The sequence below is a fragment of the Planotetraspora thailandica genome, assembly GCF_016863335.1.
GTDB lineage: Bacteria > Actinomycetota > Actinomycetes > Streptosporangiales > Streptosporangiaceae > Planotetraspora > Planotetraspora thailandica.
The window spans coordinates 23,555-31,592 of the sequence record NZ_BOOR01000020.1 but is presented as its reverse complement, the minus strand read 5'-3'; the positions used below and the strand labels follow the sequence as shown (position 1 = coordinate 31,592).

The 8,038-nt window shown below is 69.1% G+C and carries 4 protein-coding genes; 2 read left to right on the top strand and 2 right to left on the bottom strand.

Translation table 11 applies throughout. The features are described from left to right. The first annotated feature begins 329 nt into the window (after positions 1 to 329). The gene (locus Pth03_RS15290; RefSeq protein ID WP_203944928.1) at positions 330 to 3,419 is read left to right on the top strand and encodes a DEAD/DEAH box helicase; all 3,090 of its coding nucleotides are present in this window, start codon (positions 330 to 332) and stop codon (positions 3,417 to 3,419) included. After that, positions 3,419 to 4,180 carry an SWIM zinc finger family protein gene (locus tag Pth03_RS15285; protein ID WP_203944927.1) on the top strand — a complete coding sequence of 254 codons (762 nt, stop codon included), beginning with the start codon at positions 3,419 to 3,421 and terminating at the stop codon, positions 4,178 to 4,180. The genes Pth03_RS15290 and Pth03_RS15285 overlap by 1 nt, the downstream gene beginning before the upstream one ends. On the opposite strand, the gene Pth03_RS15280 is transcribed toward Pth03_RS15285, so the two are convergent. After that, entirely contained in the window at positions 4,143 to 5,072 is a 930-nt protein-coding gene (locus tag Pth03_RS15280) for a diacylglycerol/lipid kinase family protein (protein ID WP_203944926.1), read from the bottom strand. The genes Pth03_RS15285 and Pth03_RS15280 overlap by 38 nt on opposite strands. 93 nt (positions 5,073 to 5,165) lie before the next feature. Further along, positions 5,166 to 7,928 (bottom strand): immune inhibitor A domain-containing protein, encoded by a 2,763-nt coding sequence (locus Pth03_RS15275; RefSeq protein ID WP_239119060.1) that lies wholly within the window; start codon positions 7,926 to 7,928, stop codon positions 5,166 to 5,168. Positions 7,929 to 8,038 lie beyond the last annotated feature (110 nt).

Below are 8,038 nucleotides of genomic sequence, written 5' to 3'. Positions count from 1 at the left end.
TTTTCATGAAGACAACACAGTGACAACCGATACTCACGAGTAATCAGAGAATATTTATGAGAAATAAGCGGCGATCGCGAGTAAAAGCATTCGATCACCAATGTCGGATAACAGGCTGAAATCACCCATAAAGCCGTACGACACGAAACGGTCGACCCGACCAAAGGCACCCAGCCACCCCGGCATTTCCGCCAAATAGACTCGCGTACTCACCCGTACGCCGCCCGATATGCGCCCATGCGAAAACCGGCAGAACCGCGGGAGCATGCGCCGGCGCATGGCAGGCGGCGGCCGCTGTTACGGTGCAGATGGCGAAAGGAGGACCGGCGGTGTTCGTGGTCCACGGGACCTGGTTCGATGGCAGGCTGGCGCTCTGGGCCGAAGATCCCTCAGGCCGGCGGTCGACCGCCTCTCGCGCGCAGACGCGCCCGCATCCCTTCGCCGCGACCGCCCCGGCGCTCACCTCCGAGATCGCCCTGTGGGGAGAGACGGCGACGGCGGTGTGCGCCAAGGCGGCCGTCTCCGAGCTGACGATTCTGCTCCCGAGCTCGGCCAGGGCTCCCCTGCCCTCTCCCGAGTCGGGCATGGGCACCGGCGCCCGGCGAACCCCGGCGAAGCAGCAGCCCGCGACGATCAGCAGGTGGCGGGTGCCCGCACTGCTGATCGAGCCGTCCGCCGCGCTGGACCTGCTGGAGACGGTGGATGAGATCGCCCAGGCGCCCGCGGCGGTGTACGAGCCCGGCGAGACGCTCGACGGCGAAACACTGCCCAGCGCCTCACTGCGCTACCTCGCCGTCGTCGCCGTGAACGTGCGCGACCTCGTACGGCGGGGCAGAGTGTTGCCCCAGCTGGATGATCATTCGGGGGACGGTTACGAGGCCCGCTGGCGCCCGGTGGTCACGGGCGCGGACGCCGTCCGGTTCAAGGAGCTGGCGGGTGCGATGCCCCCGGTCTGCCGGGCGGCGGGCGGGGAACGGCCGTCCGTCCATGTGCTCGCGGAGACCATGGCGGGGCTCGCCGATTCGGCCGTACGGCAGGCGCTGCCCGAGCGACTGCTCGGCGGGCACCGGCCGGGGGCGCGCAGCCCGCTCGCCGACCGCTGGGTCGTCGCGCTCACCGGAGACGACGCCCGGCTGCCTGGAGTGACCCCGGCGCAGGCCGAGCAGCTCGCCAGGCCTCTGGAGGCGTGGTTCGCCCAGGCCCAGCGTTCCGACGGCCCGTTCCGGGTGTGCTTCCGCCTGGAAGAGCCTCCCGAGCTACCCGATGGCTCGCAAAACCTGTGGACGGTGGAGTTCGCCCTCCAGTCGGCCGACGATCCGAGCCTCTATCTCCCCGCGGGCCTCCTGTGGGAGGGGCAGACCATCCCCGGGTTGCCGGGCCGCCCGGAGGAGACGCTGCTGGCGGGCCTCGGCCGGGCGGCCCGGCTCTACCCGGCGATCGACGAAGCACTGGCCGGCACCCGGCCGTCGAGGGTGGAGCTCGACATGACGGGCGCCTTCTACTTCCTCAGGCATGCCGCCCCTCTTTTGCAGGCGGCCGGGTTCGGCGTCCAGTTGCCGGCGTGGGCGGGCAGGTCGCGGCTGGGGCTCAAGCTGACGGCCACGACGCAGAAGTCCGGCCCGGGAGCGGCGACCGACCAGGGCTTCGGGTTGCGGCAACTGGTGGACTTCCGGGTCGACCTGGCCGTCGGCGACGAGACGATCACCGAGGAGGAGCTGGCGGAGCTCGCCCGCCTGAAGGTGCCCCTGGTCCGCGTGCGCGGCCGATGGGTCGAGCTCGACGACCGGCAGCTGACGGCCGCACTCAAGGCGGTCGAGCGGCGCCGTACGGGCGAGATGACAGTGGCCGACGTGATCGGGGAGGTCGTGCGGGGCGGGGACGACGACCTCCCCCTGGTCGAGGTGGACGCCGACGGCCTGCTCGGCGACCTGCTGTCGGGCGAGGCCGACCGCCGTCTCGAACCGGTGGCCACGCCGGAGTCCTTCCACGGCACGCTCCGCCCGTATCAGGAGCGCGGCCTGTCGTGGTTGTCCTTCATGTCGGGCGTCGGGCTGGGCGGCATCCTGGCCGACGACATGGGGCTGGGCAAGACGGCGCAGACGTTGTCGCTCCTGCTCGACGAGCGCGCCGGCGGAGGCAGACCGGAGCCGACGCTGCTGATCTGCCCGATGTCCCTGCTGAGCAACTGGCAGAAGGAGGCCGCGAGGTTCGCCCCGTCCCTCGACGTCTACCTCCATCACGGCGGCTCCCGGCTCCGGGAAGAGGAACTCGCCGAACGTCTGGGCGCAGCCGACCTGGTCCTCACCACGTACGGCACGGCGCTGCGCGACCGGGACACCCTCGCGGCCTTCGCGTGGGGCAGGATCGTGTGCGACGAGGCCCAGGCCATCAAGAACAGCGCGGCGCGGCAGTCGCAGGCGGTGCGCTCCCTGCCCGCGCGCACGCGGCTCGCGCTGACCGGCACGCCGGTGGAGAACCACCTGGCCGAGCTGTGGTCGATCATGGAGTTCTGCAATCCGGGCCTGCTGGGCTCCGTCTCGGCGTTCCGCAGCCGTTACCAGGAGCCGATCGAACGGCACGGCGACGAGGAGGCGACCGCCGCGCTCCGCAGGGCCACGGGGCCGTTCGTGCTCCGCCGCCTCAAGACCGACAAGACGATCATCTCCGACCTGCCGGACAAGATGGAGATGAAGGTCTGGTGCACGCTCACGCCTGAGCAGGCGACGCTCTACCAGGCGGTGGTCGAGGACATGATGGGCAAGATCGCCGATTCGGAGGGCATCGAGCGCCGCGGCAACGTCTTGGCTGCGATGACCAAGCTCAAGCAGGTCTGCAACCACCCCGCCCACCTGCTCAAGGACGGGTCACGCCTGGCGGGCCGGTCGGGCAAGCTCGCCCGGCTGGAGGAGCTGGCGGAGGAGATCGTCGCCGAGGGCGACAAAGCCCTGGTCTTCACGCAGTACGCCGAGTTCGGCACGCTGCTCCAGCCGTACCTCGCGGCGCACCTGGACCGGCCGGTGTTGTGGCTGCACGGCGGGCTCGGCAAGAAGCAGCGCGACGCGCTGGTGGAGCGGTTCCAGAGCGACGGAGAGCCGATGGTCTTCCTGCTGTCGCTCAAGGCTGCCGGCACCGGGCTGAACCTGACCGCGGCCAGCCACGTCGTCCACGTCGACCGCTGGTGGAACCCCGCGGTCGAAAACCAGGCGACCGACCGGGCCTTCCGCATCGGGCAGACCAAGAACGTCCAGGTCAGGAAGTTCATCTGCGTGGGAACCCTGGAGGAGCGCATCGACGAGATGATCGAGCGCAAGAAGGCCCTGGCGCAGAGCGTCGTGGGCGCCGGCGAGGAGTGGATCGCGAAGCTGTCGACCGAGGAGCTGCGCGAGCTGTTCCGCCTGTCCCCGGAGGCGGTGAGCTGATGGAGCAGGGACTGCGGGCCCGTTCCCGGCGCGGGACGATCGGCGAGCGGTGGTGGTCGCGCCGGTTCATCGACATCCTGGAGACCATCTGCGACAAGGGCCGGCTGAGCCGGGGACGCAACTACGCGCGTTCGGGCAACGTGCTGACCCTGGAGATCGAGCCGGGTCTGGTCACCGCGCGGGTGCAGGGGTCGCGGCCCGTCCCGTACGACGTGGTGGTCCGGATCGCCGCCTACGGGGCGAGTCAGTGGGAGGCGCTCACCGAGGCGCTCGCCTCCCGGGCGCTCTACCGCGCCAAACTGCTGGCCGGGGAGATGCCGCCGGAGATCGAGGACGTCTTCGGTGAGTACGGCCTCCCGCTCTTCCCCGAGAGCCTGGACATGACGTGCTCGTGCCCGGACTGGGGTCTCCCGTGCAAGCACCTGTCGGCGGCGCTCTACCTGCTGGCTGAGCGCTTCGACGACGACCCCTTCCTTGTGCTGGCCTGGCGCGGCATGCCCAAGGACGAGTTGCTCGACGATCTGCGCGAGGTGACCGACGACGTTCCGTTCGCCGACCGCCTCTCCGACTTCTACGAGCCGGGCGCCTCGCTGGCCCGGTTGCGGCAGCAGCCGTCGCGCGTGTCCGCGCCGGCCGACATCCTGCTGCGAGCCCTCGATCCTCCCCCGGTCAAGGCGCGCCACATCCCGCTGCTCGACCTGCTGCGCCCGGCGTACCGCAGGCTCAGCGATCCACGAACTCCTGGGGAACCATCACCCTGACGCCGTTAGGGATCGTCTTGATCACCAGCGGGGTGCGCAGCCGTACCTCGCCGTCGATGTCGGCGGCCATGGGCGGGTCGGTCTCGACCAGCATCTCGGTGCCGGTGACGAAGGGCCCTCCGGCGAGGCTGCGCCACTTGCCGGTGGTCGCCCGTACGAGGGTCTCGCCGATCAGCCGCAGCCGCTTGCCGGAGCCGAGCTGGTAGGCGACGAGGGTGCGGTTGTCGATGCCGGCGTCCTTGGCGATCTGCCAGCCGCCGTGGAAACGCCCGTTGGCGATGTTGAGCTGGTGGGTGAGCAGCTCGTGGCGGCGGCCGTCGGCGGTGATGTACGCGCGGAAGGGCTGGTGGCCGGGGAGGATCGTCATCGCGGTCAGCGGGTAGGCGGACCTGCCCATGATCCGCTTGAGCCAGGGTTTGACCGTACCGGCGACCTCGACGGAGACGCCGAAGCTGGTGAGGTTGGCGAAGGGCCGGTCACCGCAGAGGCCGAGGTCGATGTCGGCCACCTTGCCGCCGGTCAGCACCCCGACCGCTCCGGCGAGGTCGAGCGGGAGCCCCAGGCTCCTCGCGAAGTTGTTGGTAGTCCCGAGGGGCAGCACGCCGAGGGCGACGTCCTTGCCCGCGACGTGCTTGATGGTGCTGCTCAGCGTGCCGTCGCCGCCCCCGGCGATGAGCAGGTCGGGCTCGCTCGACAGCGCCCGGACGACGGTCTCCCGCAGGCGTGAGGGGTCGGTGATGGGGTGGACGCCGGAGAGGCGGAACCCGGCCTCCTGGAGCAGCCGTAAGACGTCCGCGTAGTGACGCCTGCCCCGCCGGGACCTGGTGTTCACCACCAGGACCGCCCGCCGATCCTGGACGATCGCCGCCGTGTGGTCGGCTTTGCTGCGCATGATCACAGCCTAGGCAACTCCGGCGCGCCCCGCACATGCGCGTGCCCGGCGGCCATGTGGCCGCCGGGCACGATTCATCTCACCCCGTGGTCGCTACTTCTTGACGGGAGCGGCCTTCGGCGGGGTGACCTGGACGATCACACCGAGGTTGCCGGGCAGCGGGCTGACCAGCTTGATCTGCACGCCGAGCTGCTTGCCCTCGTCACCGGGGTTGCCGGAGCCGAGGATGCTGCCGATGTCGGCGCCGTAGTAGTCCTTCGCCGGGGAGCCGTCGGGGTTGACGACCCTCGTCGTGTACGGCTGGTTGTCCTTCGACGGCACGACCGTCGAGGCGTCGCGCAGGCGGTAGAACAACTCGCCGTCGCGGACCTCGATGCCGGGGTACCAGCCCTTGGCGTCGGTGAAGGTCTTCACCGCGGGCAGCTTGCCGAAGGAGGTGCAGTACTGCGTGAACGGCGCGCCCTCGATGCACTCCTTGAACGGGTAGGTCCCGTCGAAGTTGAACGCCGCGTTGGACGACTGTGGCCGGGAGGGCAGGTTCTTCAGCGTCGACGAGTCGACGGTCGCCGCCTGGCCTGTACGGCGAAGCGGGTCGAAGTGCGAGTCCACCAGGAGCAGTTCACCCTTCGGGCCCACCGACGGCAGGTCGAAGGAGGAGTCGGCCACGTTGTTGTCGGCACGGGACGCGTCGCGGTACCAGACGAGCAGGCCCGGCGCGTTGTATTTGATCTTCTCGACCTTCCAGGCGCCGTCGCGCTGGTAGGTCGTGTCGTAGGCGTACTGCAGGCCCTTGTCGAAGCCGTCGAAGTTGCGCCACTCGGCCAGGTAGTACTGCGCGGACTGGAGCTGTCCGGAGTGGATCGTGAACCCGGTGCCGGTGGTGTCGGTGAAGGTTCCCTTGGTGGCGGTCCACCCGTTGGCCCCGCCCTCGACGTCGTCGCTCCACACCGTGGTCGCGCCGTTGGTGAGGGAGAAGTCGTCGTTGAACCAGCCGCGCTCCTCCGACGCCGCGTCGGTGGCATACCGCAGGCGGACCTGCACCGACTTGCCGGCGTAGGGCGCGAGGTCGGCGTAGAGGTTCTGCCAGCCGCCGCTCTCGCCGGTGATGCCATACTTCTTGCCGCCGTAGTCGACCATGCGGTGGTTCGGGTCGGCGTAGTCGTCGCCGGTGGAGGCGAGGGTGCCGTCGGCGTGGTAGACCTTCTGCTCCGCCCAGGTGGCGCCGCCGTCGGCGGAGACCTCGAAGAAGCCGTAGTCCCAGTCCGCCTCGATGCTCCAGTCGCTCCACCAGCGGAACTTCTCGTCGCCGCCGGCGGGCACGGCGACCGTGCGGGTCAGGCGGGTGTCCGCCCAGCTCTGGTCGCTGCCCGACCACCACAGGTTGGACCCGCTGTGCGGAGTGGACATGACGACGTGCTTGTCCGGGAGGTTGATGCGCAGGCCGTCCTCGGTGCCCTTCGGCGTCCGGGAGGTCTGGCCGACCACCTCGATGTTGGTCCGGTCACCGGGGTTGATGATCTTGGGGTTGGCCCAGCCGAGCACCCACTTGTCCCAGATGCCCATGTGGGTGGGCAGCGACTGGAAGATCGGCCCCGAGTGCGAACCGCTGGACATGAGGTCCCAGAAGTCGATGTCGGAGTCGCCCGTGCCCGAGGTGTCGTAGAGGTCGGGCAGACCCAGGTCGTGGCCGTACTCGTGGGCGAAGACGCCGACGCCCGCGTCCTCCGGCTGGAGGATGTAGTTGGAGATCTTCACGTTCGTGCCGGGCACGGTGTAGCCGCCGGTCACGTCGCTGGAGTGGGCCCAGAGCGAGAAGGTGCCCTCGGCGCCGCCGCCGCTCGACTTGTCCTCACCGGCGTGGATGAGCACCAGGTGGTCGATCACACCGTCCGGCTCGTCGTAGTTGCCGTCGCCGTCGGCGTCGGAGACGTCTTCCTTGTCATACGCCGACCAGTCGAACGAGGGGTTCTGCGCGGCCAGGGCGTTCACCGCGTCGATCGGCAGCTGGGCCGCGCCTCGGGGGTTGTCCGGGTGGCCGCTCATGTCCTGCGGGATGGTGCCGCACTTGCCCGCGCCGTACCACGCCTCGGAGTGCGGGACCTTGATCCAGCCGACGGCCTCGCCGTTGACGGTGTAGGCGCCCTTCGACAGCTCCTCGTACATGTTCTTCATGGTGGAGCCGGAGATGTCGATGCCCTTCTTGCCGTCCCTGGGGTCGGTCAGGTCGGGGCGGACCCGCTTGGTGATGCCCTTGGACGTGTAGAGCATGTCGTTGTAGTGGGCCGTGTTGAAGTCGGAGACCCACATCGAGTTGTTGTCCTTGCCGCCGCCCGCGGCCGTGGCAGGGTTCTGGATCTTGTTGTGCAGCGGGCCGTTGAGCTTGGTGCCCGGCGGCTCGGTCACACAGTCGTTGACGTCGTCGATCGTCTTGGGGTGCGACCAGCCGGAGAAGTCGTCGTTCGCCTGGTCGTTGAACTCGACCAGCAGGGTGAGAAGCTCGGCGTGCTTGGTCGTCTTCGACTTCTTGTAGATGAAGTCGAAGGGGTTCTTGCCGGTTTTGATGGCCTGCTTCTCGTGCTTGGCGAGCTCGCGCGCCGCGACGGGGTTGCCCCCGGCGAATTTGCGGTCGATGTCCTGGACGAGCTGCGTGGTACGCCTGGCGGCCTTCGACGGCACCTTCTCATTGATGGTGGTGACGTCGCTCTGTACCCGCGGAGGCGCGTAGTTGATGTAGTGGTCGCCGGCCGACGGTTGATAGGAGGCCGTGGACTCGGCCGCACCGGTGGTGGCGAGGCCTGCCGCCGCGAGCCCCAGCGCCGGGACGATGGCGGCAAGCCGCCGAAGTCTTCTGGGCAACACGATCCCTTCCCCGCCCGGGGTTCTCCGGACGCCGTTCAGGACATACCGGGATAGGCATGCAGGGGGGACCATAAAGAGAAGGTAAATAAGGGGTAAAGGCCGTCCAC